The organism is Pseudomonas sp. FW305-25, from assembly GCF_017351415.1.
Lineage (GTDB): Bacteria > Pseudomonadota > Gammaproteobacteria > Pseudomonadales > Pseudomonadaceae > Aquipseudomonas > Aquipseudomonas chlororaphis.
The window spans coordinates 1-23,919 of sequence record NZ_JACNDE010000021.1 but is presented as its reverse complement, the minus strand read 5'-3'; the positions used below and the strand labels follow the sequence as shown (position 1 = coordinate 23,919).

23 protein-coding genes are annotated in these 23,919 nt (G+C 57.1%); all 23 read left to right on the top strand.

From position 1 onward, the window contains the following. Positions 1-308 precede the first annotated feature (308 nt). Entirely contained in the window at positions 309-1,466 is a 1,158-nt protein-coding gene (locus J4E58_RS19440; protein ID WP_087092661.1) for a TDT family transporter, read from the top strand. A 247-nt stretch (positions 1,467-1,713) separates the two neighbouring features. Next, complete coding sequence (locus J4E58_RS19435; protein WP_087092662.1) at positions 1,714-2,328, top strand: thiol:disulfide interchange protein DsbA/DsbL; 615 nt, start codon at positions 1,714-1,716, stop codon at positions 2,326-2,328. Between the two features lie 459 nt (positions 2,329-2,787). Beyond that, on the top strand, positions 2,788-4,062 hold the full coding sequence (locus J4E58_RS19430; protein WP_087092724.1) for an OprD family porin: 1,275 nt from the start codon (positions 2,788-2,790) through the stop codon (positions 4,060-4,062). Positions 4,063-4,235: 173 nt separating this feature from the next. After that, positions 4,236-4,898, top strand: coding sequence for a hypothetical protein (locus J4E58_RS19425; protein ID WP_143481930.1), 663 nt, complete (start codon positions 4,236-4,238; stop codon positions 4,896-4,898). Then, positions 4,898-5,227, top strand: coding sequence for a YopT-type cysteine protease domain-containing protein (locus J4E58_RS32315; RefSeq protein ID WP_087092663.1), 330 nt, complete (start codon positions 4,898-4,900; stop codon positions 5,225-5,227). Before J4E58_RS19425 ends, J4E58_RS32315 begins: the two co-directional genes overlap by 1 nt. A gap of 672 nt (positions 5,228-5,899) precedes the next feature. Beyond that, the gene (locus J4E58_RS19415) at positions 5,900-6,658 is read left to right on the top strand and encodes a helix-turn-helix domain-containing protein (protein ID WP_256580971.1); all 759 of its coding nucleotides are present in this window, start codon (positions 5,900-5,902) and stop codon (positions 6,656-6,658) included. A 7-nt stretch (positions 6,659-6,665) separates the two neighbouring features. Beyond that, a complete protein-coding gene (gene sctC, locus J4E58_RS19410) occupies positions 6,666-8,324 on the top strand; it encodes a type III secretion system outer membrane ring subunit SctC (RefSeq protein ID WP_087092664.1) in 1,659 nt (552 codons plus the stop codon). A 1-nt stretch (position 8,325) separates the two neighbouring features. Beyond that, a complete protein-coding gene (gene sctW, locus J4E58_RS19405; protein WP_087092665.1) occupies positions 8,326-9,429 on the top strand; it encodes a type III secretion system gatekeeper subunit SctW in 1,104 nt (367 codons plus the stop codon). Between the two features lie 21 nt (positions 9,430-9,450). Next, positions 9,451-11,502 (top strand): EscV/YscV/HrcV family type III secretion system export apparatus protein, encoded by a 2,052-nt coding sequence (locus tag J4E58_RS19400; protein ID WP_087092666.1) that lies wholly within the window; start codon positions 9,451-9,453, stop codon positions 11,500-11,502. 11 nt (positions 11,503-11,513) lie between these two features. Then, positions 11,514-11,921, top strand: a complete 408-nt coding sequence (locus J4E58_RS19395) for a hypothetical protein (protein ID WP_087092667.1) — start codon at positions 11,514-11,516, stop codon at positions 11,919-11,921. Next, positions 11,918-13,207, top strand: coding sequence for a type III secretion system ATPase SctN (sctN, locus tag J4E58_RS19390; protein ID WP_087092668.1), 1,290 nt, complete (start codon positions 11,918-11,920; stop codon positions 13,205-13,207). Before J4E58_RS19395 ends, sctN begins: the two co-directional genes overlap by 4 nt. Beyond that, on the top strand, positions 13,191-13,646 hold the full coding sequence (locus J4E58_RS19385; protein WP_087092669.1) for a hypothetical protein: 456 nt from the start codon (positions 13,191-13,193) through the stop codon (positions 13,644-13,646). Before sctN ends, J4E58_RS19385 begins: the two co-directional genes overlap by 17 nt. After that, entirely contained in the window at positions 13,643-14,782 is a 1,140-nt protein-coding gene (locus J4E58_RS19380) for a hypothetical protein (RefSeq protein WP_102675884.1), read from the top strand. The genes J4E58_RS19385 and J4E58_RS19380 overlap by 4 nt, the downstream gene beginning before the upstream one ends. An 86-nt stretch (positions 14,783-14,868) precedes the next feature. Further along, positions 14,869-15,687 carry a FliM/FliN family flagellar motor switch protein gene (locus J4E58_RS19375; RefSeq protein ID WP_256583189.1) on the top strand — a complete coding sequence of 273 codons (819 nt, stop codon included), beginning with the start codon at positions 14,869-14,871 and terminating at the stop codon, positions 15,685-15,687. After that, complete coding sequence (locus J4E58_RS19370; protein WP_087092672.1) at positions 15,680-16,342, top strand: EscR/YscR/HrcR family type III secretion system export apparatus protein; 663 nt, start codon at positions 15,680-15,682, stop codon at positions 16,340-16,342. Before J4E58_RS19375 ends, J4E58_RS19370 begins: the two co-directional genes overlap by 8 nt. A gap of 9 nt (positions 16,343-16,351) precedes the next feature. Beyond that, positions 16,352-16,606 carry an EscS/YscS/HrcS family type III secretion system export apparatus protein gene (locus tag J4E58_RS19365; RefSeq protein WP_087092673.1) on the top strand — a complete coding sequence of 85 codons (255 nt, stop codon included), beginning with the start codon at positions 16,352-16,354 and terminating at the stop codon, positions 16,604-16,606. A gap of 6 nt (positions 16,607-16,612) precedes the next feature. Next, the gene (gene sctT, locus J4E58_RS19360) at positions 16,613-17,392 is read left to right on the top strand and encodes a type III secretion system export apparatus subunit SctT (RefSeq protein ID WP_087092674.1); all 780 of its coding nucleotides are present in this window, start codon (positions 16,613-16,615) and stop codon (positions 17,390-17,392) included. Position 17,393: 1 nt separating this feature from the next. Continuing rightward, complete coding sequence (locus J4E58_RS19355; RefSeq protein ID WP_087092675.1) at positions 17,394-18,425, top strand: EscU/YscU/HrcU family type III secretion system export apparatus switch protein; 1,032 nt, start codon at positions 17,394-17,396, stop codon at positions 18,423-18,425. Positions 18,426-18,565: 140 nt separating this feature from the next. Further along, positions 18,566-19,057, top strand: coding sequence for a type III secretion system translocator chaperone SicA (gene sicA / locus J4E58_RS19350; protein ID WP_087092676.1), 492 nt, complete (start codon positions 18,566-18,568; stop codon positions 19,055-19,057). A gap of 5 nt (positions 19,058-19,062) precedes the next feature. Beyond that, positions 19,063-20,817 carry a type III secretion system translocon subunit SctE gene (sctE, locus tag J4E58_RS19345; protein ID WP_087092677.1) on the top strand — a complete coding sequence of 585 codons (1,755 nt, stop codon included), beginning with the start codon at positions 19,063-19,065 and terminating at the stop codon, positions 20,815-20,817. A gap of 24 nt (positions 20,818-20,841) precedes the next feature. Further along, complete coding sequence (locus tag J4E58_RS19340) at positions 20,842-21,975, top strand: IpaC/SipC family type III secretion system effector (protein ID WP_087092678.1); 1,134 nt, start codon at positions 20,842-20,844, stop codon at positions 21,973-21,975. Between the two features lie 14 nt (positions 21,976-21,989). Then, the gene (locus J4E58_RS19335) at positions 21,990-23,117 is read left to right on the top strand and encodes an IpaD/SipD/SspD family type III secretion system needle tip protein (RefSeq protein WP_087092679.1); all 1,128 of its coding nucleotides are present in this window, start codon (positions 21,990-21,992) and stop codon (positions 23,115-23,117) included. A 184-nt stretch (positions 23,118-23,301) separates the two neighbouring features. Then, the coding region (locus J4E58_RS19330; protein WP_207240258.1) for a hypothetical protein at positions 23,302-23,919 on the top strand (618 nt) is incomplete at its 3' end.

Here is a 23,919-nt window from a genome sequence, read left to right as displayed (position 1 = left end):
GCAGCCATCGCGTCAACCAGGAGGTGTCCCTGAATTGATAGTTCCAGGCTGGGATCAGGTTCGCTCCTGTCAAAACCAACGACGTGGTATGACCAGTTTGTCTGGGCCATTGCCCAATCCGCCTATTCGCTGCTCACCGCCCGCTCTGGCAAAATTACCAGTTTGACTCGTACGTGTTGTGTAGCGCGTCACCGTAGAAAAATTCCTTATCGGTAAAATCGATAACGTATGACGATAATACGGCGAAAAGCCGATAAGGAAATCACCTAGAATGAACACACGGTCATTCACCCATCAGGAAGATCACCATGTCGCTTAGAGATCTCGCTGCTATCAATGCGGGAGCCAAACCCCTTAGCCATTTGAGCCGACCACGGGAGGCGATACGCCAATTCACGCCGAACTGGTTCGCCGCCACCATGGGCACCGGCATTCTTGCCCTTGCCCTGGCTCAGTTTCCGCTGGCCATCCCAGGCCTGCGCTCCATTGCCGAAGGGCTGTGGATGTTGAACATCGCGCTGTTCTGCACCTTCAGTGTCCTGTACATGGCTCGGTGGATCATGTTTTTCGATGAGGCCAAGCAGATCTTCGGGCATTCCACGGTCTCGATGTTCTTCGGCACTATTCCGATGGGGCTTGTGACCATCATCAACGGACTTCTGGTGTTTGGTGTGCCTCGATGGGGAACCGGCGTCATACCCGTTGCCGAGGCACTGTGGTGGATCGATGTGGCCATGGCGCTTGCCTGCGGTGTGCTGATTCCTTACCTGATGTTCACCCGTCAACAGCACAGCATCGATCAAATGACCGCCGTCTGGCTGCTGCCCGTGGTTGCCGCAGAAGTGGCAGCTGCCAGTGGTGGGTTGCTGGCTCCGCAGCTGCTTGATACGGGCGCGCAATTCATTATGTTGATCACCAGCTATGTACTGTGGGCCTATTCGGTGCCCGTGGCGCTGAGCATTCTGGTCATCCTGCTGTTGCGCATGGCGTTGCACAAACTTCCCCACGAAAGCATGGCGGCATCCAGCTGGTTGTCGCTGGGCCCTATCGGTACAGGCGCGCTGGGTATGCTGGTCATAGGCGGCGACGCTCCCGCGATCTTTTCGGCACAGGGGCTGCAAGGTATTGGCGAGGTGGCTCAAGGCATTGGATTGATTTCCGGCATTCTCTTCTGGGGCCTGGGGTTGTGGTGGATGGCAATGGCTACCTTGATCACAATCCGTTACTTCAAAGCGAGTGTTCCTTTTAACCTGGGGTGGTGGGGCTTTACTTTTCCTATCGGGGTCTATTCGCTTACGACTCTCAAGTTGGGCTCGGTTCTGCATTCCAGCTTTTTCAATATCTTTGGCGGATGCCTGGTGTTGGTGCTGGCGGTCATGTGGTCGATCGTGGCTTGCAGGACGCTCGCGGGTGCGTATCGAGGCAATCTTTTCGTCTCGCCCTGCATCGCCTCCCTGGCTAAATAACCAACTTATCTATATAGCTGCCTCAGACTTGAGCGTCTGAGGCCAGCGGTCTACTGATCCAGTACATTGCTTGTTGAGAGAACTATAGGCGCGAAGCAGCCATTGGCTGCGCTTGGGAAAAATAAAGTAACGACTGTAACCTCCGATCGTTTTTCGTGTTGAACGTGTAGAACACAACGAGCGGACTTTGTTTTCGCACGACAACTCCCACAAATACACTTCATTCATAAATAGGTTAGGTGCTCTTATGCGTAAGTTCTGGCTGGCTATGGTTATGCCTGCGGTACTTTATATTCCAATGGGAATGGCAGACCCGGTTATTTCATTACAGGCTGGAAAGAACTATAGGGTGACGGATGAACAGGCGAGTCTGTCGCCAAAAGTGCTCGAGTTTTTTTCGTATGGCTGTCCTCACTGTCGACAACTCGACCCGAGCATCACTCAGTGGGCTGCCAAGGCTGGGAAGGACGTGGTTTTGACTCGGGTTCCCGTCACGTTTGGCAGCAAGCAATGGGAAGGCTATGCCAAGGCGTTTTATGTCGCTGAAACCCTCGATCTTCAAGTGATTGCCAATCACGCCCTATTCGAACTGGCGCGCCGTGGCGGGAAACTGGAAACGGACGAGGCGATTGCCGACTTTTTTGTCGGGCTTTGTGTGGAAAGAGAAGTAGCTGAGCAAAAAATCCATTCATTCACGGTTAAAAGCTGGATGGTCCTGGGCGATAAGCTTGCCCAGCGCTATAACATTCAGGTGGTACCAAGTTTTGTGGTGAATAATAAATACTTCACCGACTCCAGCATGGTGGGGGCCCCCGAGGCAGTGCCAGCGGTTCTTACACAGTTGGCAAAATTTCACAATTAGTTTGTGTGTTCTTCAGTATTACTTGATCTTTACTGGAGATGATCTGCTTGAAGTGGCCGTCATGTAGCAGTGATGTACGACTCGTGCTGAGCTGTCAGTTAGCTCCCGTCTAGAGTTCCTCCTGCAAGGCTTCAGGAAAACCAATAAATGATAGTCGCTATTGGTTAAGCGGCCACTATTGAGCGGCAGTGCTATCACGTGCCTCAAGATTTCTTTCGATCGAATGAACTGTGGAAACATCATGTTGACCTTCGGGCGCGCCAGAGAGTTGTGTTGTTTTTTTACTGCAAGTTTTGTTGCGAGAACATCCTCTGCAGAGCCTGATTAAGCGGTTTTTCTTTACTCTAAATTTATATAGGAATAGTGGGCCCGTATTTAAAATAGAGACTTCCATTAGCGAACCAAGGAGCTATATCCCACGTGAGCATCATCCTCAAACTCAGTCCGTTATTCATTGCAATGGCCGCGGCGATAGGTGCAAGTGCCCAGGCCGCAGAGCATTCCAGTAAAGAAGGTTTCATCGAAGGTTCCAGCCTTAAACTCGACACCCGCAACTACTACATGAACCGCAACCGTCAGCAGCAGACCGACGACAACATCGAGTGGGGCCAGAGTTTCATCGGTATCTTCGAGTCGGGTTATACCCAGGGTACGGTCGGTTTCGGTCTTGACGCCAACGCCATGCTCGGGCTCAAACTCGACGGCGGGGGCGGTACCGATGGTTCGACTATCCTGCCGGTCAGCGATGGCAACGGCAAAGCGCCAAGCTCGTTTTCAACCGGTGGTGGCACCCTGAAAATGCGGGCCTTGGACACCGAGCTGAAAGCTGGTGACCTGTTTCTTAACAACCCGGTGATTGCTGGCCAGACCCGCCTGTTGCCACAGACCTTCCGCGGCATCAGCCTGACCAACCATAGCTTCGACGGTTGGCTGCTCGAAGGCGGCCAGGCCAGCCTCACCAAGCTTTACAACCAGAGCGGCCACCGGCGTATCGGCACGTCCTATGGCAAACTGGCGGACAGCGACGAAAGCCGCCATCTGAACTGGGCCGGCGTGGCCTGGAGCGGCTTGCCGGGCCTGACCAGCAGCCTGTACGCCTCCGAACTCAAGGACATCTGGAACCAGTACTACTACGACCTCGACTACAGCTATGCGCTGAATGAGCTGGTAACCCTGAACCCAGGCCTGCACTTCTATCACACCCAGGACACCGGCGACGCGCTACTGGGCGACATCGACAACAACACCTACAGCTTGCATTTCACCCTGGGGGTTGGCCATCACAGCCTCACCGCTGCCTACCAGCGGGTAAATGGCAACACACCGTTCGACTACATTAGCCAGGGCAGCATCCCCCTTGATAATTCGCAGCAGTACTCGGACTTCAACGGCCCCAACGAGCGTTCATGGAAGCTCAAGTACGCCTACGACTTCGCCGGCCTCGGCCTGCCGGGCCTGACCTCGGCCATGTCCTATTCCCGTGGCACGCTGGACCTGAGCAAGGTTGATCCGAGCAGCCGTGGTTATGCCAGTTTCTACAATGCAGAGGGTGAGAATGCCAAACACTGGGAGCGTGATATCGATCTCAAGTACGTAGTCCAGGGCGGCAAGGCCAAGGATCTGGCGGTAGACCTGCAATGGGCGACCAACCGTGGCGGCAATGGTTATGGGGCACTGGGTAGCGACACCGATGAATATCGGGTGATAGTCGACTACCCACTCAATATCTTCTAGACATCAGCCAACGGGTCAGCAGGTTTTCAGAGGGCTTGAAAGCGCGATCTACCAAGGCTAAGGACAAAAGCCAATGCCCCAGCTTGTTGGGGCACTGGCTTTTTTGAAGACTCAGGAAAAAAGGATCTTTTCAGTTCATCAATAAACTCACATTCCAGCTTATTTCAGAACATATGAAAATCAGCAAAGCAGCAGAAGTGTGGCTTGCCAAGGCGTTAGCTTCAAAAGAGAACTTAGGCAAATCCCCCCTTCGAGTTAAAGAAGAAAGCAGAAAGGCAAAAGAAGCCTATATTGCCTGGAGAAAAAATTGCATTACCCTTCTTGAAAGGCCTGCCATCAATGATGAACCTCCTGTAGATACTGACTGCAAAAGATCGATGCAGATAGACTCAAGCAATAATCCAAAAAACAAAAAAATACCAGTCCCTGAACATCTGAAAAGAATGTTCGAGTTGTTAGGTGCCACGTTTGAGTCACTGCCGAGAACTTATATGGACTTACATGAAGCCATGCCGACGGAGGGGGCCAAAACTTTTATCAAAAGCCGATGTGAAAAGAAAAAAATTGATTTGCACAGTTCGTTTTCTCCACACAAGGCTTATAAGTTAATAAGCGTGCTGCAAAAAACATTTCCTGAGCTGCATCACAACATGGTAGCTGTATATGAAGGGGTGTTGGAAGTTGAATTCAGTCAAGAGGGTTTTTCAGGCGCTGATGATTTAAGCAAAAAGGGCCTTTGTTATCCATTAGTGCTGAAGTGGCTGGCGGATCAAGGCTCAGGGCAATTTATGGTTTTTTTAATAATATTAATACCTGCGAAGGTCGTAAAGAGTTGATGTCTTTAGTGGAGGATCATGGCGCTATAGGCAGGTATATGAGAGATAGGCAGCTTGCCTGGGAGGATAAGAGCACAGAGTGCTTTGAAGAAATCGAGGGCGATGGAAAGTATTTTGTAAATCTAATTGATCAGGACTCGAAAACAACAAGCCATACCATGGGGGCTTTTGTTGATCGTAAAAACTCACTTTACCTGATGTTCGACCCTAATAGAGGTGTGTTTTCCTTCAAGGCAGAACACCAGATCAATTCTTTCCTGGACGAGTACATCCGTATTCGCTATCGGTGCTTGAAAAAAGGCAGGTTGCGCTTGATTTGCAACATATAACAGCTCACTGCCGGTGCTCAGTATCCCGGCGGTTCGTGTCATGTTCAGAAAGCTTAATGGAGGGAGGCGCCGATTCGCGGCTTTGTCACTTGTTCAACAGGCACGACACGCAGCATCAGCCGGTAAAAACATTTTGTTTGCACTCCCCAGCCGATTTTTTAGTTTCTTCGAAGTTGGTGTTTTTTTTTTCTAGGATGTTGCTTGAGTCTATCTGTAGTGAGGCGTCTACAAGTAGGGTGTTGTTGAAGGTGGACATCTCAAGAAGGGGGTGCAATTTTTTTCTCCGAACAATATAGGCTTCTTTGGTCTTGATGTTTTTATATTTAAGCTGTGGGGGGTTAATTTAAATGCTCTTTCAGTGCTATTGCTTTGCTGCTTTTCATATGCCCCTATAACAACCTGAAAAGGTGAGTGTGCTTATTGAAAATACAACTAGCTCCCAATAAGGTTCTAGCAAAAGAGCTCCACTTCTAGCTGCTGGTGCTTTCGGAAACTTCTCACTGCATCATCGACCTGGCTGGTTCGTCACTCCCTCAAGCCATTGACACTTTCTCCTGTAGTACTTCGTGGGAGGGGGGAGGCTTGTCATCAGTTTCTCATCAAGATTGTCCCGGGATGGCTGTTCACTATGCGCTCGGGAAAACATTTCTGGTGGCAACGATGAGGTAGCTGATGTCGAGGATGGACGAAGAGCCAGGGTGGGCTGTAACGCTGGAGCAATGGTGCACCGTCGTGAGGCCTGGCGAGCAGGTTCTTCGTATTCGCAATGGCTGCAAGGTCTTATGTCTGGCGCACCGCGAAAGTTCGGCGTGCTTATGCCTGGCTCCTGGTTGGCAGGGTTTGCTGGCGTTGCGTCCGGGTCTGCAGGTGGTTTGTGGGAATGCCTGGGTGTTCCCTCTGTCGCAGATGAATCTTGTCAAGTTGCAGTTCTTTATCGACCAAGGTGTTGTGCCTGAGGCGCAGGCCGCTCGAAACGAGCCTTGGGCAGTCCTGAGCGAGGGGCGCGCTCGAGGGCGGGCGGTCTCGGGTCTGGAGTCCTGGTATCTCACGCTTGCGCTGCGAGGGGATGCTGCCTATCGGTCCTTTGCTCGTCAGTTGCGTGGCGGTGAGAGTTATCAGTTGCTCGGTTTTTTGTTGGAGCAGGGATCAACCAGCGAAAAGCTCCAGGACCTTGCTGGCCGTTATGGCGTATCGGTCTCGCACTTCAGAAGACTTTGCCGTCAGGCGCTGGGTGGAGCGGCGAAGCCCGAGTTGCGTGGCTGGCGGACAGCGCAAGCCCTGCTGTGCATGACTGAAGGTGCTGCCTCCCTGACAGATGTCGCCTTGGAGTTTGGCTATGCCTCCTCCTCGCATTTTTCCAAAGAGATCCGAGAGCTGGTCGGGGTGGCGCCGAGTAGTTTGATCGATATAACCCGCCTTTCGAGCGAATGAATTCATGATGTTTAAAAGTACCTATCCGCGAGTGGTCGTGCTCGCGCTTTGTTGTGTGTTACCCGTGGCCGCATTGGCGGCGCCGACGCGGACTGGAGAGGGTTATGTGGCTCGTCAGGAGGGCCTGCGGACGTTCTTCGATGCGCTGTCAGCGTCCCTGGGCAAGCCGATCATCCTCAGCAAGGCAGCTGCCCGTCGCACTATCAGCGGAGAGTTCTCGCTGGTCGCACCGCAACAGACGCTGGAGCGGATTGTTCGGCAAATGGCGCTGATCTGGTACAGCGATGGTCAGGCACTGTATGTCTACGAAGCAGCCGAGGCGAAGAGCGCGGTTGTCTCGCTGAACACCATCAATGTCCGGAAGCTGGATGGCTTCCTGCGTCGTTCCGGCTTGCGCGATGCCCGTTATCCTCTGCGTAACGATGGTTTGCGGACCTTTTATGTTTCCGGACCACCGATCTATGTCGATCTGGTGGTGCAGGCTGCGCACTTCATGGACAACCAAAGTGCCGACCTGCAACTCGGGCAGCAGCGCATTGGCGTCATCAATCTGCGCAACACCTTCGTGGGTGATCGCAGCTACGAGTTGCGTGACCAGAAGATCACCGTGCCAGGTATTGCGACAGCCATCGAGACTCTGCTCAAGGGCGAAAGCCGTGGTGTCGACACGACGATCAGCAAGGATGGAGGAGGGCGTCAGGGCGGCATGCCGAGCTTTCCGTTGGAGGGGTTGGGTGTTCCCGAGTCGGCATCTACCGACAAGACCGCACCGCGGGCTATTGCCCGTGATCTGGCTGCCGGCAATATTCGTGTAGTGGCCTACCCCGATACCAATAGCCTGTTGGTCAAGGGGCTCCCGGAGCAGGTGCGGTTTATCGAGAACCTGGTTGCGGCGCTCGACGAACCAAAGCGCCATGTCGAGCTCTCCCTATGGATCATCGATCTGCAGAAAGACGATCTCAATGAGTTGGGGGTCGACTGGAAGGGCTCGCTCAAGCTCGGCTCGAGGGCGGGCGCATCGCTCAATGGCGGCTCGCTGAGCACCTTGGATAGCACTTCATTCATGGCTGCCATTTCGGCGCTGGAAACCGATAACCGCGCACGGGTGGTTTCGCGGCCGGTGGTACTGACTCAGGAAAACGTTCCGGCGATTTTCGACAATAACCGCACCTTCTATGCGCGCCTGATCGGTGAGCGCAGTGTCGAGCTCGAACACGTCACTTACGGCACCTTGGTCAGTGCTCTGCCAAGGATTTCGGCGTCCGGAGAAATCGAGATGGCACTCAATATCGAGGACGGTAGCGTGGTCGACTCTGCCAAGGAGCAATCAGCGGGGCCTGATGCGCTGCCGACGGTTGGGCGTACCCGTATCAGCACTGTCGCCCGGGTGCCGCGCGGCAAAAGTCTGCTGGTGGGAGGTTTCACCCGTGACGAGAGCGGGGAGGTGGTCAAGCGTGTCCCGGTGCTGGGGAGCATTCCCTATCTGGGGCGTTTGTTCAGCTATCACCAGACCCGTAAATCCAACACGGTCCGGGTGTTCCTGATTCAGCCCAAAGAGCTCGATAGCCCGCTGGAGCCAGGTGCCGCGCAAATTGGCTCGCAGGTGATCGGCAACGTCGACCGCGACCCGGCCGACCGCGCGGTGCTGCGCGCGATGGAGCGCTGATATGGCCGCTATTGGCGGGGTGCCGTCGCGCACGCAGATGTTGCGTGCGCAGCAGGGGAACGAGCCTCAGGTAAAGGCTGCTGAAGTGCCAGACGACGACGCCACGCCAGCAGCCAGTGTCCAGCGCTTCGTCGAGAACAGTGACGAGATGGCGGCTTCGCTGCGTTCGCAGTTTCGCCGCAGAGGTGATTTCGGCAGCAAGTTCGAAGGCTTGGCGGAAAGCTTCGAGCGGGTCCTGGATGAAGATGTGATTCCCAAGGCTCGGCAGATCCAGTCGCTGGCCAAGCTTGCCGAGCGCAGCATCGAATGGCTGCTGGCGCAGGCCCGGGGATTGTTTCCCGATGACAGCGATCTGGTGCTGGTGCTGCGCGAGCTGTTGCGGGCAAAAGTGATGGCCGAGGCGACCCGTCAGCGTTTGGAAGCCCTGCTGCAACAGGTGCTTGCTCAGTCCCCTCCCAAGCGCTTGAAGGCCGGCATCAATTCGGCGCTCAAGGCCAAGATGTTCGGCAAGGCGCTGGCGTTGCGAGCAGCCTTGCTGCGTGACACCTATCGCTCGTTCCTGGAGTCCGAAGGCGGTCCGGTCGAGTCCTATGAAGACTGGGTGGCCATCTACGGCTATCAGCATCGTAGCTCGGTCCTGGAGTTCATCGAGGCTGCGTTGCTGACGGACATCGATGCCCAGGACCCCAGTTGCTCACGCGACGAGTTTGGCCAATTGCTGAAAAAGCTCGGCGATCTCAAGCGCCTGCGGTCGGTGGATGCCATGTTTGTCCGGCGCTTGCTCGGCGACCAGCTAGTTTGTCGGCACAACGCCAGCGAGCCGGACTGGTTGGTGTTCTTGCTGGGGCTGTTGCAGTTTCCCGATGAGCTTGAGCAATTGCTGTCCGGTGTCTTGGGGGAGCGGTTGTTGCTGGTGGAACACCACGAGCGCGCGCAATTGCTGCAACTGCTGCGATTGATCTGCCTGGCGCTGCCGCTGGAGCTGTTTGGCGATGACGAGGCGTTAGAGCGGATTGCTGGGCAATTCACACACCTGGCCGATTTGGTGTTTGCCCGCGAAACCATTGAGCAGCACGCCACCCTGGCGAGTCGTTTCACCTCCTAGTTTTCAAGGTCCGTACTCATCATGTTCAACAAACTCTTGCGCAATGTCACTTCTCGACCAGAGCTGCTGATCCTGACGCTGATGGTCATGATCATCGCCATGCTGATCATTCCGCTGCCGACGCCGCTGGTGGATTTTCTGATCGGCCTGAACATCGTTATTGCGATCCTGGTCTTTATGGGTTCGTTCTACATCGAACGGATCTTGAGTTTCTCCACCTTTCCCGCGTTGCTGTTGATCACCACGTTGTTCCGTCTGGCGTTATCGATCAGTACCAGCCGGCTGATTCTGGTGCAGGCCGATGCCGGTGAGATCATCGCGTCTTTCGGTGAGTTCGTGATCGGTGACAGCCTGGTGGTGGGCTTCGTGATTTTCGCCATCGTCACCATCGTTCAGTTCATCGTCATTACCAAGGGCTCGGAGCGCGTAGCTGAAGTGGCGGCGCGGTTTTCCCTCGATGGGATGCCGGGTAAGCAAATGAGCATCGACGGCGACCTCAAGGCTGGCGTCATCGATGCCAAGGAGGCCCGCGAGCGGCGCAGTACGCTGGAGCGCGAAAGTCAGTTGTACGGATCCTTCGATGGCGCCATGAAGTTCATCAAGGGGGATGCGATCGCCGGGATCATCATCATCTTCGTCAACTTTCTGGGCGGCATCGCGATCGGTGTCGGGCAACTGGGCATGGACATGTCCCAGGCGCTGTCGACCTACACGTTGCTGACGATCGGTGACGGTCTGGTGGCGCAGATTCCTGCGCTGTTGATCGCCATCGGTGCGGGTTTCATCGTGACCCGGGTCAACGGCGACGAGGCCAACCTGGGGCGCAACATGATGACCCAACTGCTGGGTCATCCTTTTGTGCTGGGTATCACTGCCTTGCTGGCCGTTGGTGTGGCGATGCTGCCGGGGTTCCCGGCCGCGGTATTTCTGATCATCGCCAGCGCGCTGGTGGCGTTGCTGTTCTTCCGTCATCGGCTGAAGAAAAAAGCCTCGGCTACTACCGCCATCGCGCCTCTGGCGGGGGAAGAGGGCGAGCCTGAGAGTGAGTTGGGCCTGATCGAAAGCGTCGATGACATGGCCACCGAAACCATCGCCCTTATGCTGCTGGTGCCCAGCGCTCGGGTCGAAGAGCTGCGTGAGACCCAGCTATGCGAACGTTTTCGCAGTCAGTTTTTCATCGATTACGGCATCCGGATTCCCGAGCCTCGGTTGCGCGGTGCCGACTCGCTGCCGCAGGGGCAGGTCGCGGTGCTGATCAATGAGGTTCGTGCGGATCAGTTCGATATCCACTTCGATCTTCTGCGTGTTGTCGATTACAAGCCGGAGCTTGAGCATCTGGGGCTGGATCTGACCAGGGGGGCGGACAGCAACAAGCAAGCCAGCGTCTGGGTGCACAGCACCGAGCGCGAAAAGCTGCAGAGCCTGGGGTATCAGTTGCGCCCGGCTTATGACGAATTCTATCGCTGCCTGGTGACCTTGCTGGCGCGCAATATTTCGGAGTTTCTCGGCGTGCAGGAGAGCAAGGTCCTGCTCGATGAGATGGAAGCTCGCTACCCGGACCTGGTCAAGGAAGTCTATCGCCATGCCACGGTGCAGAAAGTCGCCGAGATCCTGCAGCGCCTGATCGCCGAACGTATCTCGGTGCGCAACATGAAACTGATCCTTGAAACGCTCGCTCACTGGGCCTCGCGCGAAAAAGACGTGATCGCCTTGGTCGAGCACGTGCGTGGCGGTCTGGCGCGCTACATCAGTAATAAGTTTGCCAACGGCAATGACCTGCGAGTGTTGCTGCTTTCGCCGGAGTTCGAAGACGTGGTGCGCAAGGGCATCCGTCAGACCTCTGCGGGCAGCTTCCTCAACCTGGAGCCCTCGGCCAGCGAAGACCTTATGGATCGGCTGGCGGTCGGGCTCGATAACCTGCACATCCCTCAGAAGGACATGGTCGTCCTGGCCTCGGTGGATGTGCGGCGCTACATCAAGAAACTGATCGAGGGCCGTTTTCGGGAGCTGGACGTGGTTTCGTTTGGCGAGATTTCCGATGCCATTTCAGTGAATGTGATCAAGACCCTTTAGGAGAGTCCTCTATGCAAAACATCGATATCGCCTCGTTGCTCAGAGATGCGCTGACGCTCAGCGGTTGCAACGACAAGCAGATTGGTAATTTTGACGGCCACAGCACGATTGAGCTGGAGCTGGCCAATTTACCCGCCATCAACATTGGCGTGGTCGATGACGGCCTATGGTTCTGGAGTGGGCTGATCGAGAGCAGCAACATGCTGTTGGCACATCGTTCCGAGGACCTGTTGCGTTTCTTGATGCGCGGTTGTGTGTTCGCCCGGACCGAGCAGATGCAACTGGTGGAGGCCAACGGCATGCTGGAAGTGCGGGTACTGCTGGCTGACTCGGCCTATGCGAACGCGGAGTCGTTGGCGGATACGGTGGATGCTTATCTGGCGGCGTTGACCACGCTGTGCGATCTCGTTCGCCAATGAGCCAGGCATTGCTGGAGCGCCGCGGCGCCCACCCGTTGCGCTTGAATGGGCCGCTGCTTGAAGCGGCGCTGCACGATGTGGTTATCGGCGAAGTGTGCGAGGTGCGAGGCAACTGGCGGGACGCCACGGTGAGTGCTCGAGCGCAAGTGATCGGCTTCAGCCCCGATGCGGTGTTGCTCAGCTTGTTGGGCGATGCGCGAGGGTTGTCCCGTGAGTCGTTGATCGTGCCCACGGGTGCGTTGCTCAGCCTCCATTGCAGCACTGCCATGCTGGGGAGCGTGATCGACCCCCAGGGGCGGATAGTCGAACGTTTGGCCCCCGGCGATGCCTTCGAGGGCCGCGACTGTCCGGTGGATGCCGCTCCGCCGAGCTACGACCAGCGCCGTCCGGTGAGCCAGCCGCTGGCCACTGGCGTGCGAGTGATCGATGGACTGCTCACGTGCGGCATCGGCCAGCGCATCGGCATTTTTGCCGCAGCGGGATCAGGCAAGACTTCATTGATGAACATGCTGATCGCCCACAGCGAAGCGGACGTGTTCGTTATCGGGCTGATCGGTGAGCGGGGCCGGGAAGTCACGGAGTTTGTCGAGGCGTTGCGCGATTCGGATAAATGCTCGCGTTGCGTGGTGGTCTACGCGACTTCGGATTTCTCCTCGATCGACCGGTGCAATGCGGCGCTACAGGCAACGGCAATTGCTGAGTATTTCCGCGATCAAGGCCAGCAGGTGGTGCTGATGCTTGACTCCATGACCCGTTATGCCCGTGCCCGTCGCGACCTCGCGCTGGCAGCGGGGGAAGCGCCGGCGCGGCGTGGTTTTCCGGCATCGGTGTTCGATTCCCTGCCGCGTTTGCTGGAGCGTCCGGGCGTGACGGCCACCGGGAGTATTACGGCGTTCTACACCGTACTGCTGGAAAGCGACGATGAGCCGGACCCTATCGCCGAGGAGATTCGCTCCATTCTCGATGGGCATATCTACCTGAGCCGCAAGTTGGCTGCCGGCGGTCATTTTCCAGCGATTGATGTGCTCCGTAGCGCCAGTCGGGTGGCTCATCAGGTCACCGGGCACGATGTTCAGCAGCTGGCGGCCAGTACCCGGGGGGTGCTGGCCCGCATCGAGGAGCTGCAGGTGTTTCTCGATCTGGGTGAATACCGGCCAGGGGAAAACGCCGCCAACGATCAGGCCATGGCCTGCCGCGAAGCGCTGACGGAGTGGCTGCGCCAGGATCTGAACGAAGGGTGTGCGCCTCAGGTTGCGCTGGAGAGCTTGCATGGTCTCCTTGGCTAATGTCCGGCGCCTGCTGGAGTTCAGCGATCACCGGCAGCATGAGTGCGAGCGAGGGCTGGATAAGGCCTTGCGCTCATTGGGCCTGCTTGAGCGTGAGTTGTACGAGATCGAGCAACAGGCCCAGGGGCTCAATGAGCTCCTGATAAGCCAGCGTGCCGAGGACCAGCGCTTGAGCCATGCGCAGTTGCTGGCGCTGTTACGGCGTCAGGCGGTCATTCGGCGGCAGATCGGCAACCTGGCATTGGAGCGTGCCCGCGTGATGGACGAGCAGCAGGAGCTGGCCCAGGGGCTCGAGCGTTTGCAACGGCATCGTAAGGTTCTGCAAAAGAAGCATTTGAAGTACCAGAGCCTGGAGCAACGTTTGCTGGTCGAGCGTCGTTCACGTCTGTGGCGCCAGGAAGAAAATGACATTGATGAACTATTGGTGAATTGGAAATGAGCATAGTGAGCCCTCCTGTAGCGGCAGCCCGTCCGGTCAAGGATCTTTTGCCCGGTGACGAGCCCGACCATAAAAACCAACCATTGGTCTCTGAAGACCGTCATGAACTGGACGAGATGCCGCAGGGCGTGCTCGTGTTGTTGACGCAGTTGCAGCCACTGCGTGAGGTCTCGTCGAAGTTGTCGCTGGCAGCGCTGCGTGTGGGGGGGGGGGCTGAGCCCAGGGTGGCCAAGGCATCGGTAGATCAGGCAGTGCAGCCTTCAGTGAAACAGCCGCTCGCGTCTTCATCGCCAGCACCGGGCGATGCCCGGTTGGCATTGCCGGCTACGCGGCCGTTGGCCACTGCACCGGCTCGAGTGCTTGCTCAGGCGCCTGCTTCCAGTGTGCCTGCCATGCCTGATCGGGCCGCCGATGTATTGCTCAAGCACAAAGCACTGTTGTCGGCTACCCAGGCTAAAGTGCCTGTTCAGATTCCAACCTCAGCTCCGGTGCAGCCTTTCGCTGCCGTGCTCGGTCAGGCACCTGTTGTCAGAGCGCCCGCTGCGTCCGACCAAACCGCCGCTGATGCATCGGTCCAGCAGAAAGTCGCATCGTCGGCTACGCAGTTACCGGTCGCCGCGCAGGCGCTCGTTCAGGCACCTGTTGCCAGTGCGCTCACCGCTCCCGATCAAGCCGTCGCCGATAGGCTGGTCAAGCAGGAAACCCCACAAGCATTACCGGCGCAGCCATTGCCTTTGCTGGACAAGGCCTCGCATTCGCATCATGTAGAGAAATCAGCGGCGCCTGCTAAAGCTACCCGTGAGCCGAAGCCCGCGCCTGAAGCCAGCATCGCCAAGGAGGGCAAGAACTACCTTCAGGTGCCCTTCAGCAAAGGTGATGCCGTTGGCCTGATCACGATCAGCAAGGCGGGGGCCGAACGTCCCGAGCAGTTGCTGCTCAATCCAAGCAGTGCCTTGGTTTTCAGTCATTTGAGCGACAACCTGGCGCAGGCGCCGGATCCACGCTGGCGTCTGACGGATCAGCAGGGGAATGAACCGCGTCAGGGTCATGGCCAGGGGCGAGCGGATGAAGAGGCCGAAGAGGAGCGCCGTCAGGTGCTTCGCGACAAGTCTGAGCACGGGGGGCAGCAGACGTGACCTCTACTCTACTCTTGCGCCGCGTTGCGCCATTTGACTATGAGCGGCGCCATGCGGTGGCCTGCTGGCAGCGTGACGGACACCTTATGCAACTGAGCCAGCCGTCGCCGCAGACACGTTACATAACCTTCTGGGCACAAGGCTGTCACGGTCTCTGGCGAGGCATGGTCGGGGCCCGTGAGTGGCTGCAGACCGTATGTTTGCAGTGGTCGCAATGGCTGCATCGGGAGGATGCAGAACAGGAGATTCTTGCTCTGTTCTCAGCGGTGAGCCGGCCTGTCGAAATCACGCCTGATCTGCTGGACTACCAGCGCTTGTTTGGCTTCGGGCTCATTCAAGGAGAGTCGCTGCAAGGGGTATGTCTGCCATGTATTAGCACGCCTCAGAGTGAGCTGTGGGTAATGGAAGGGCCGAGTCAACGCAAGCCGCCGTCACGCCCACTGCAGTCGTGGGTGCAGGCGGTGTCGCAGGTTTTGCGAATCGTACTCGGCAGCAGCGAGCTGGGCCGATTGCCCCATCGGCAGCTGGCGAAGGGCGATGTACTGGTCATTGCTGAGCAAACCCGAAAACTCTTTATGGCCGATCGATGCATCGGCCAGTTCACCTTTGTCAAGGAAGGTCTGCATATGCAACTCACTCCCCCGGATAACCTTTCACCGAGCGTTCCCTGTGCGCTATCGGAGCTACCGGTCAAGCTTGAATTCGTGCTGGGCGAACTCACCCTGAGCATGGCTCAGCTCAACGAGCTCATCGAGCGTCAGGTTCTGCCCCTGGAGGCTACGGCCGTGAGTCAGGTTGAAGTGCGTGCCGGTGGCAAGTGCATTGCCGTGGGTGAGCTAGTCCAGCTGGGCGACCGCCTGGGTGTCGAGCTGCGTGAGGTTGGTCGGGGCATCGGTAATGAATGACGTTTCAATGATCGGGCTGTTGGCAGTGGCATCGCTGCTGCCATTCCTGATTGCTGCCGGAACTTGTTACATCAAGTTCTCGATTGTCTTCGTTATCGTGCGTAACGCCCTGGGGTTGCAGCAGGTGCCGTCGAACATGACCCTCAACGCCGTTGCGCTGTTGCTGGCGATGTTCGTCATGAGTCCCGTGGTGCATCAAGGGTATGACTATTACAAGGAAAACCATGTGGAGTTCACCAGTATCGATGCAGTGGTGGAGTTCCTCGATAACGGGCTGGGCAGCTACCGCGAGTACCTGATCAAGTACACCGACCCGGACCTGGCACAGTTCTTCGAGCGGGCACAGATCGCGCGGGAGCATCCACAGGCCAACGATATCGATCCCGATGAGAAGCTGGAGCCCTCGCTGTTCGCGTTGCTGCCCGCCTATGCGCTGAGCGAAATCAAAGCCGCCTTCAAGATCGGTTTCTACCTTTACCTGCCCTTTGTCATCGTCGACCTGGTGGTCTCCAGCATCCTGCTGGCCCTGGGCATGATGATGATGAGCCCGGTGATCATCTCCGTACCGATCAAGCTGGTGCTGTTCGTGGCGCTGGATGGCTGGTCCCTGCTTTCCACCGGGCTGGTCGGGCAATACCTGTCTCTGGCGCAATGAGAAACCGCAATGAATGATCTGGTGTTTGCCGGCAACAAAACCCTGTACCTGATATTGATCCTGGTGGCCTGGCCGATCATCGTCGCCACGCTGGTGGGGTTGCTCATCGGTCTGTTTCAGACCGTGACCCAGCTGCAGGAGCAAACCTTGCCCTTCGGTTTCAAGCTGCTGGCGGTGTCGATCTGTCTGTTTCTGCTCTCTGGCTGGTACGGCGAGACGTTGCTGAGTTTCAGTCGGGAAGTCATGCGCCTGGCCCTGAAGTGAGGCTCCATGAATATCGGCCTATTTTTCGACCTGCATGGCTGGATGGCCGGTGCGATGGTTTGTTTCGCCCGTCTGGCACCGGTTTTTTTCATGTTGCCGTTTCTCAATAGTCGCGCACTGACTGGCGCACCGCGAAACGCCGTGATCGTGCTGGTCGGCATGGCGCTCTGGCCGTATACCGCTGGCACGCTGCCTCGCCTGGATTCGCTTGGCTTCTATGCGCTGTTGTTGCGGGAGGCTGGGGTGGGGGTGATTCTCGGCTGTCTGTTGTCCTGGCCGTTCTGGGTGTTGCACGCCATGGGCAACCTGATCGATAACCAACGCGGCGCGATGCTCAGCAGTACGGTCGATCCGGCCAACGGCGACGACACCTCGGAGTTGGCCAATTTTCTCCAGCTGTTCGCTGCGGTGATCTACCTGGAGGGAGGAGGCATGAAACTGGTGGCGCAAACCCTGAGCCGCAGCTATCAACTCTGCTCGCCGGTACATGGGTGTGAACTACGGATCCAGCCGTTGCTCGGGCTGCTCGATCCGTTGATCAGCAAAACCCTGATTATCAGCGCGCCGGTGGTGGCGACCTTGTTGCTCAGCGAGGCGCTGCTCGGTCTGTTGGCGCGTTTTGCGCCGCAAATGAACGCGTTTTCGGTGTCGCTCACCGTCAAGGGAGCCATCGCATTACTGGTGTTGATCCTGTATTTCGGCGCGCACGCGCCTGACGAAATCTTGCGCATGGCCAATAAGCCGGATCAGTTTGCGACCTGGGTCGTCCAGCCGGAGGCCCGCTGATATGTCCAGCGCCTCGAAAACTGAAAAACCCACCCCCAAGAAGCGCCGCGACGCAGCGAAAAAGGGCCAGACCTTCAAGGCCAAGGACCTTTCCAGTTCCTGCCTGATGCTGTGCGCAATCATCTACCTGGCGAGCAGTGGAACCTTGCTGGAGGTGATGGAGGTTTATCGACGCATCATCGCTTCGGGGTTCGCTGCCGATCAGCAGCGTTATGCCGCCGAACTCGGTGTGTTGATGCTCAAGGTCGTGGCCCCGTTGATCCTTGTGTGCTTTCTCGCCAGCGCCTTGCCCACCTTGTTGCAAACCGGCCTGGCCATCGCCAGTGAAGCCCTCAAGCTGAACTTCGGGGCGTTGAATCCGGTTAACGGCTTCAAAAAGCTGTTCAGCCTTAGAACGCTCAAGGATACCGTTAAGGCCCTGTTGTACTTGGGTTGTTTCGGGGTCGCATTCTGGATGGTCTGGGCGACTCAGCGGCATTTGCTGTTTGCGCAACTGCATGCGCGACCTGTCGACCTGTTTCCGATCTGGGCCCATCTGTTGCTGGTACTGGTGCTGGCTTTTCTGGGCTGCATATTGCTGGTCGTCATTCTCGATGCGCTGTGTGAGTACTGGCTGTACATCAAGGATTTGAAGATGGACAAGCAGGCGGTCAAGCGCGAGCACAAAGAGCAGGAAGGCAACCCGGAAATCAAGGGCCGGCGGCACGAGCTGCATCAGGAGCTGCTGTCTGAGCAGATCAAATCCGACATTCGTGGTTCGCGAGTGATTGTCGCCAACCCCACGCACATCGCCGTGGGAATTTACTTCCGCCCGGAAGTCACGCTGATGCCGTTTATCTCGCTGATGGAAACCAACCAGCGGGCATTGGCCGTGCGCCAGTATGCGGCTGAAGTTGGTGTGCCGGTGGTCAATGACATTGCCCTGGCCAGGCGCATTTTCAAGACCCATCAGCGCTACACCTTCATCCAGTTGCAGGAAATCGAAAACGTTCTGCGCCTGCTGGTCTGGCTGGAGCAGGTCGAGCAGGCCTGATGAGCTCCCGGCAAAACCACTGGCTGGCATAAGCGATTCATGAACCCCGCAATGAGCGCTTTGTGACGGTGCCCCCTTGCCTTTAACTGGCTCAATAGCCTTGTCAGCACCGCTGAAGAAACATTCAGGAGTAAGTAGTCATGAACAGTCGAAAGCACACAGAGCAGGAAGAGGCGCGGATTGCTGAGGAGGTGATACAGGCCGTACTCGATGGTGCGTCGCTCAAGGATCTGCGCGGTGTCAGTGCTGAGCAGATGGATAGCCTCTACGCCTTTGCCTATGAGTTCTATGAGCAGGGGCGTCTGGACGACGCAGAAAAGTTTTTCCACTTCCTGTGCATCTACGACTTCTATAACGCGCAGTACTGGATGGGTTTGGCGGCGGTGCACCAGCTCAAGCAGAACTATCAGAAGGCGGTTGATCTGTACGCCGTGGCGTTTGCCCAGGGCAAGCAGGATTACCGGCCGATGCTCTACACCGGCCAGTGCCAGCTTGCGCTGGGAAAGGTCGGTAAGGCCAAGCTGTGTTTTGAGTATGTCGTTGAGCGTGTTCAAGAGTCGGGAATGAGGGCGCAGGCTCGGGCTTATCTGGATGCGTTAAGCAGTGTCGATGCCGATCATTCGGAGGAGTAGTTGTAATGGGTATTGAAGCGCTGAACTTAAGTGCGCTGGCTCGTAAGGCCGGCAATGAAAACTATGCCGAGGCGGCGGCTAAGGCGGCCAACACCAAGGCCTATCAGCGCGCTGCTGACACGGCGCTGGCCAACCTGCAAGGTGTGAAGTACGCGAGCCAGTCGCAGGGGGGGGGGGCGGCTGCGCTGGGCAGGCCATCTCTGGCTGCGCCGCCGCCAGGCACCGCAGGGGCGAAAAAGGGTGCTGAAGACAAATTCACCTTGCTGATGGCCTCGCTCATCACCTTGCTGGGTGATGTCAGCATGGAGTCGCTCAAGTCGCGCATGGAGATCCTCAAGTCAGCAGCCAAAGCCGCTGCTGAAGGCAATAAAGCACTGTCGGACAGCTACCAGAATGCGGTGGCGGAGTTTGATGCGGCAACCGCCTCGGCGAGTAGCTCCCAGGAGAAGCTCGCAGCAGCCAAGGCCAATGTCGATAGTGCGCAAAAGGAGCTGGTCGATGCGGAAGCTGCGCTGGGTAAAACCGAGCCAGGTACTCCCGCGCATGCCAAGGCCCTGGAGGCTCGCGATCTGGCGCAGGGGAAGGTGGCTGGCGCGCAGCAGCAACTGACCAAGGCCGAGGCGGAGCATAGGGCGGCAATCAAGGTGGCTGATGAGGCTGGCAAAAAAGCTGAAGCGCTGGCCAGGCAGGTGGAAAACGCGGGGTTAAGCGACCAGCCGGTGCTCGATGGCATCAAGACTCAGCTGAACGCAGCGGCGACCATGGTGTTGCTGATGACGCGTTTTGCCGAGCTGATGGGCCAAAGCGCGGAAAACAAGATGGAGGCGGAGCAGGAGCTGTTTCGCAGCATGCAGGCCGCGCGTCAGGAGTTCATGGAGAAAAAGTCCGAAGAATACCTGGAGCAAGTGCGCCAATCCGAAGCCGCCAGCAAAACCATGGGCTGTATCGGCAAGATTCTCGGTGCGGTGCTGACCGTGGTCAGTGTTGTCGGGGCTGCCTTTACCGGCGGGGCCAGCCTGGCGCTGGCGGCGGTGGGTGTCGCGTTGATGGCCGCGGACATGCTGGTCAAGGAGCTGACAGGGGTGTCGTTCATGGAGGAGGCCATGAAGCCGCTGATGGACAACATCCTCAATCCGTTGATTCAGGCCATCGGCAAGGCGATCACGGAGCTTCTGAAAAAGGCCGGCGTCGACGACGCATCGGCCCAGATGGCCGGCATGATCCTGGGCGCGATTATCGCTGCCGTGGCCATGGTTGCGGTCGTGGTGGTGGTCGCGGTCGTTGGTAAGTCTGCGGCGGCAAAGGTCGCTGAGGCAATGGGCAAGGTCCTCGGCAAGGTGGCCAGCAAGATAGCGCCGCAGCTGGTCAAGATGGCCTCGCGCGCTGCCAGCAAGATCAGCGAGGGCTTTACCAAGGCCATGACCAAGGCTCGTAGCAGCATAGGTCTCAAGTCGGACCCCAACTCACTGGCCAAGTACGCGTCAATGCTGGGGGGCGGGGTGGCTGTCACCGAGGCCGCGGGCGCGGCTGCCCAGTCTGCCTTGGGGATCAAGTCTGGCATTCATCAGCGCAATGCGGCCGAGCATCTGGCCGACCTTGAATTCGCCAAGGTTATCTCCGAGTCGCTGAAGAGCTATCTGGGCGAGATGGTTCAACTCTTCGATCAGTCCATGCAAGCCAAGGATAACGCGATCAAGAAGGCCTTCAGCATTCAGGACGGTATCGACAGCAGCAATCTGAGCATGGCACGCAACATTTAAATCAATTCAACAGGGTTAGATAGTATGGATCTTTCAATTAAAAGTCGTTCTGCAGCAATCATCGGCAGTCAGGTTGCAGAGGTGGCCGGCAAGGTTATCGTCGATCAAAAACAGCCATTGTCCCTCAGCAGTGTCGGTGGGCGACTCGATGCGCAAGTGTTGATGTCTCGTGCCACGCAGTCCATCGAAACGATGACGCCACAACAGCTGAATCAGTACCTGGACACCAGCGGCTTCAGCGAGAGCGAAAGCCAGGCGATGATGGGTTTGTTTCTGGCCGCTGTGGTCCAGCAGGAGAAGGCGGAGTCTGGGGTCGCGGAAAAAGATCCGGTGAAGGATCTGATGTCGTTCGATCCCGGGGCCTGGGAAAAGCACATTGGTGTGTTGGTGGCGGCCATTGTCGCGGTCAATATCGCACGCAAGTCCAGTGCTGAAATCAGTGGCAAGTTCACCCAGATGGCCTATGAGGCTGCCATTGCGCAAGGTGTCGCAATCATGGCTGGGGGCGAGGCCGCCATGTGGGCCTCGGTCAGTGGCGCGGTTGTCGCGGCCACCATGTCCATCGCCGGTGCCGCGTTGTCCGTACGTGGGCAGAGCCAGAAGCACACCGATATCAAGACCAATCAGACCAAAGCGGCCAAGCTCGATGTGGACGTCGAGCAGATGCAGGTCAAGCTGAACACGAAGCCGGCAGTCAAGATTGCGTCGGGTCCAAAACAGGTGACGGGCACCAATGCCAAGGGCGAAACCGTCACGGTAGAGCTGCAAAGCGGCAACGGCCAGCTTAGTTCGAGTGAGCGTACAACCCTTGAGGCGAACATCCGTGAAGCGGTCAAGGAGGCCAAGGAAGCGCGTATGAAAAGTGCGCTGCAGGCAAAAACCTACGAACGCAACCTGACCCTTGGCGGTGCCATCAGCTCTATGGCAATGATCACCAGCTCCGGGTTGTCCTCCATCCTGCGTCTGCAAGAGTATTCGCAGCGCCAGAGCGAGGTGCTGCATCAGTCCGAGCAGAACCTGAACAAGGCGGTCAGCGATGTTGCTAGCCAGAGTGTCAGCGAAGACACAGCGCTGGTCAGCAAAATGCTCGACGCTATCCAGCAGATGGTCGACAGCCGTGGCTCGACCATGAACAGCATCGCCTCTGCGCGTGCCTGATCGGGAGGTGAGTCATGTCGATTCAACCGAATATCAGCACCAGCGTCCGGCCCCAGCTCTCCAGCACCCCGCGCCCTGCTCAGGTGACGGATACCCAGGTCCATGGTACTGAGGTCAATCAGCGTCATCTCCCATCGGCACTAGAGCAATCGGTGCGCTCGGTGGTGTCCCGGCTGGACGGCCTGAATGCCCGTCTCGACGAGGTCAGTGTCGCGGCGAAGGCGGTGAGTTCATCAACTGTTGCTGCACCAGCCGATAGTCTGGGCGATGGTTTCAAGGCGCGCCATGCCGACGGCATCAAGACGCAACAGGCCGTGCAAGGGCTGCTGGAAAAGCTCGAGGCCAGCAAGGTGCCGGCACATCGGGTGGAAGCCGAATTACGCAAGTTGGCAGCCCTTGAGGCTAGTAGCGCCCCTGAGTTCAAGCAGTCGAACCTTTCGTTCGCCGATAAGGCAGGCAAACAACTGCGCGGGCTGCAAGGTGCGCCGCAGAGTATTCAGAGTGGCCAGGGTCAAGCCAATGGCAACGCTGAATTCTTTCAGCAGTTGACGGATATGATCGGTTTTATCAAGGACGATTATCTGTCGGTCTATGAGAGTCTGCTGACCAAGTACTCGGACTTCTACAAGGAGTTCAACGAAACCATCATGGCGAAGATGGGGGGGTGGATAGAAGGTAAGGAGGATGGCAAGAAAGTTGAAGTCAATTCGGGGCTGCGCAATGCTTTACAGACCTTGCTGAGTAAGTATCAAAAGGCCCCGGATGGTGTTCTGTACCCCACTGACGGTTGGACCTGTACGACGAAGGAGAACGCAGAGAAGTGGGCCAAGGCCATGGGTTTGCCTGATACATGTGTTCGGGTGCTTGCTGACGGCAGTTGCCGGGTGATGATGGACCTGTCGCCTCTGCAGGCGATGGTTAGCGCGGCCCCCAGTGGTACGACGACCTGGGACTCCGCAAAGTTCCAGGCCTGGCAAACCGGCTTCAACAGTCAGGAAGGCGATCTGAAGAACCAGCTGCAGCTATTCACGACCAAGTACGGTAGCGCCAACTCCTACCACGAGAACTTCAACAAGATCCTCTCCTCGCAATTGAGCCAGTACGCGGAAATGCTCAAGGCGATCGCGAGCGGAATTGCCTGACGCACTCGTTTTCTTTGGCAAAACAAAATCAGTCGCCTGGCATTGAGCTGATGGGAACCCGTGCCTTAACAGAGGTGCGGGCCCATCGGTTTCGAGGTGCGCGATTGTTGTCGATAAACGTATTGCTTACAGGGTGGGCAGCGGACGCCTGTGTTCGTTGTGGCTACCGGCAAGGTGGTTTGAAATGAGTCTAAATGGTGTAAGTCCAAGTGGAATCCCGGTGGCGATCCTCCGGGGGGGCAATGGTAATGTCAGAAGCATTACGGGTTTTCTGCTAGAGGGTAAGAACAAGGCAGATGTAAGCCTGGCTAAGATTTCCTGTGCGGACAGGCCTCATGAATCGAAGGACGCGCTTCGCCACCTTGAGCAGCAGGCGTGCAAGGAGCTCCTTGGGGATAACGCGAATTTTGTACTGGCGGATAAGACTGGCGACGGAGCGAAGCTGAGAGAGTATGCAGTCAATCTTTTCGTACTGGGTAAAGAGATTGGGAGCTCTCAAGATCCTTCGTTTAAGGAGGCGCTCAAAGAACTCCAAAACGCAACGCTGGCCTATGAGCGTAAGGGGGTGAATCGTTACGAATCGACATGCGATGTAACCAGAATATCTGCAAATAAAGCCGATAAAAAAATAGCGGATGCGATTGACAAGGTGGTCAGGCAACACTCTGGCGTATTTGATACTGCAATGGGCCTGATGCATGACATGTACCTGCATGACGGGCTGCCCAAGGCGCAGGAGCGCCGTTTGAGCCCCGACTTCAATCTCTCTAAGGAGTCGGCGATTAACATCAGTGTTTGTGGC

What these genes read in the sequence shown, in the direction of transcription:
- J4E58_RS19440 (WP_087092661.1), top strand. Translation starts at nt 309, where the DNA reads ATGTCGCTTAGAGATCTCGCTGCTATCAATGCGGGAGCCAAACCCCTT.
- J4E58_RS19435 (WP_087092662.1), top strand. Translation starts at nt 1,714, where the DNA reads ATGCGTAAGTTCTGGCTGGCTATGGTTATGCCTGCGGTACTTTATATT.
- J4E58_RS19430 (WP_087092724.1), top strand. Translation starts at nt 2,788, where the DNA reads ATGGCCGCGGCGATAGGTGCAAGTGCCCAGGCCGCAGAGCATTCCAGT.
- J4E58_RS19425 (WP_143481930.1), top strand. Translation starts at nt 4,236, where the DNA reads ATGAAAATCAGCAAAGCAGCAGAAGTGTGGCTTGCCAAGGCGTTAGCT.
- J4E58_RS32315 (WP_087092663.1), top strand. Translation starts at nt 4,898, where the DNA reads ATGTCTTTAGTGGAGGATCATGGCGCTATAGGCAGGTATATGAGAGAT.
- J4E58_RS19415 (WP_256580971.1), top strand. Translation starts at nt 5,900, where the DNA reads ATGTCGAGGATGGACGAAGAGCCAGGGTGGGCTGTAACGCTGGAGCAA.
- sctC (WP_087092664.1), top strand. Translation starts at nt 6,666, where the DNA reads ATGTTTAAAAGTACCTATCCGCGAGTGGTCGTGCTCGCGCTTTGTTGT.
- sctW (WP_087092665.1), top strand. Translation starts at nt 8,326, where the DNA reads ATGGCCGCTATTGGCGGGGTGCCGTCGCGCACGCAGATGTTGCGTGCG.
- J4E58_RS19400 (WP_087092666.1), top strand. Translation starts at nt 9,451, where the DNA reads ATGTTCAACAAACTCTTGCGCAATGTCACTTCTCGACCAGAGCTGCTG.
- J4E58_RS19395 (WP_087092667.1), top strand. Translation starts at nt 11,514, where the DNA reads ATGCAAAACATCGATATCGCCTCGTTGCTCAGAGATGCGCTGACGCTC.
- sctN (WP_087092668.1), top strand. Translation starts at nt 11,918, where the DNA reads ATGAGCCAGGCATTGCTGGAGCGCCGCGGCGCCCACCCGTTGCGCTTG.
- J4E58_RS19385 (WP_087092669.1), top strand. Translation starts at nt 13,191, where the DNA reads ATGGTCTCCTTGGCTAATGTCCGGCGCCTGCTGGAGTTCAGCGATCAC.
- J4E58_RS19380 (WP_102675884.1), top strand. Translation starts at nt 13,643, where the DNA reads ATGAGCATAGTGAGCCCTCCTGTAGCGGCAGCCCGTCCGGTCAAGGAT.
- J4E58_RS19375 (WP_256583189.1), top strand. Translation starts at nt 14,869, where the DNA reads ATGCAACTGAGCCAGCCGTCGCCGCAGACACGTTACATAACCTTCTGG.
- J4E58_RS19370 (WP_087092672.1), top strand. Translation starts at nt 15,680, where the DNA reads ATGAATGACGTTTCAATGATCGGGCTGTTGGCAGTGGCATCGCTGCTG.
- J4E58_RS19365 (WP_087092673.1), top strand. Translation starts at nt 16,352, where the DNA reads ATGAATGATCTGGTGTTTGCCGGCAACAAAACCCTGTACCTGATATTG.
- sctT (WP_087092674.1), top strand. Translation starts at nt 16,613, where the DNA reads ATGAATATCGGCCTATTTTTCGACCTGCATGGCTGGATGGCCGGTGCG.
- J4E58_RS19355 (WP_087092675.1), top strand. Translation starts at nt 17,394, where the DNA reads ATGTCCAGCGCCTCGAAAACTGAAAAACCCACCCCCAAGAAGCGCCGC.
- sicA (WP_087092676.1), top strand. Translation starts at nt 18,566, where the DNA reads ATGAACAGTCGAAAGCACACAGAGCAGGAAGAGGCGCGGATTGCTGAG.
- sctE (WP_087092677.1), top strand. Translation starts at nt 19,063, where the DNA reads ATGGGTATTGAAGCGCTGAACTTAAGTGCGCTGGCTCGTAAGGCCGGC.
- J4E58_RS19340 (WP_087092678.1), top strand. Translation starts at nt 20,842, where the DNA reads ATGGATCTTTCAATTAAAAGTCGTTCTGCAGCAATCATCGGCAGTCAG.
- J4E58_RS19335 (WP_087092679.1), top strand. Translation starts at nt 21,990, where the DNA reads ATGTCGATTCAACCGAATATCAGCACCAGCGTCCGGCCCCAGCTCTCC.